We start from the raw sequence: 1,146 nt of genomic DNA, 5'->3' as shown, positions 1-1,146 counted from the left end.
AATGTATGCATAAATTTGCCGGACTGTTTTTCCAGCTCGCTCGAGCTGTTCAATTTTTTCATGAAAACCGTCCGTTTGTCGTTTCCTTTTTCTGTTTAACTGAATCGGTTTACTAGTAGTCTTGATATATTTAGTTATAGTTCGTGGATTTAAGTTAAATTCTCGAGCTAATTCTGATTTTTTCTTTCCCTTTTTATATTCTTGTTGAACGATTTTTATCAATGCCCATTTCTTTTCTAGTCTTTCCCTTTGTTGACGTTGTGCCTTCGTTTCAAAATATGGAGCTTTGTCGATCTCCTTCCCTTTTTCAAAGGAAATGATAGATGGAAGAATCGAAGCGAGATATGAATCAAATTGCCTTCTTGCCGCACGAATAAAATGCCATCGGTCATATACTTGAAGAATACTAGATGAGGCTTCGGAAATCGCTTGGCGAAACGCTTGATAGCCATCGCGACTGACAACTTGAATCAAAGGGTGATTCTTTAACCATAATGAAATAGTTTCTGGCTTACGGTCTGGAAGCAAAGCGATAGGATGATGAGTAACTAAATCACACACAATCGTTCCATAGCTATGTCCTTTTAGAAAGGCAAAATCATCAATACCCACAAAAGGGGGAAATCTCTGGCTGTAAATCAGTTTTTCGGATAATGGAAAGTAAAACATCGTGACTAACAGGAATGTGCATGGCTTTGGCTAATTTCTCACCATTGAGGCAACTCGTTGAAAAGGCAATTTTACGCAAAAACTCTTCGGCTCTCAGCGTTCTTCGACCATTCACTGATAGCCATTCATAGCGCTCTGAAAAAATCTTCATATCACAAACGTTATGATCACAAAACCACTTTCTTGTCAAAAGCAGGAGTGTAACAGATTTTTCACCGATTGGTAGATCTTGAACCAGACGAGTATATCGACTATGCGGACGCGAGGATGGAACACCGCAATGAGGACATGGACAGGATTGAGACGTACTTTGAATAGTTATTATAAAAGAGGAATGCTCTTCTTGAACATGAAGTACTTCTATAAAAGGATCGGGTGGTTGCCAATGAATAGTACCCATTTTTAAATCACTCCTTTTCTTTTATTATACTATAAAAGAAAAAGAAAAGGCTCTTCACCAAATATACGTAAGAGCCA

At 38.1% G+C, this 1,146-nt stretch carries 2 protein-coding genes; both read right to left on the bottom strand.

The window, feature by feature from the left end; translation table 11 throughout:
- A partial coding sequence (locus HR057_RS16755; protein ID WP_173732639.1) for a transposase occupies positions 1 to 612 on the bottom strand: 612 nt, incomplete at its 3' end.
- Positions 602 to 1,069 (bottom strand): transposase family protein, encoded by a 468-nt coding sequence (locus HR057_RS16750; RefSeq protein WP_173732637.1) that lies wholly within the window; start codon positions 1,067 to 1,069, stop codon positions 602 to 604. The genes HR057_RS16755 and HR057_RS16750, both read right to left, overlap by 11 nt.
- Between the last annotated feature and the right edge of the window lie 77 nt (positions 1,070 to 1,146).

Origin of the sequence: Calidifontibacillus erzurumensis (genome assembly GCF_013303125.1) — a bacterium.
In the GTDB taxonomy this organism is placed as follows: Bacteria; Bacillota; Bacilli; order Bacillales; family Bacillaceae_J; genus Calidifontibacillus; species Calidifontibacillus erzurumensis.
This window is presented reverse-complemented; position numbering and strand designations above follow the sequence as displayed.

Bases quoted from the DNA above. Each gene is read 5' to 3' on its own strand.
- HR057_RS16750 (WP_173732637.1), bottom strand. From the start codon at position 1,069: ATGGGTACTATTCATTGGCAACCACCCGATCCTTTTATAGAAGTACTT.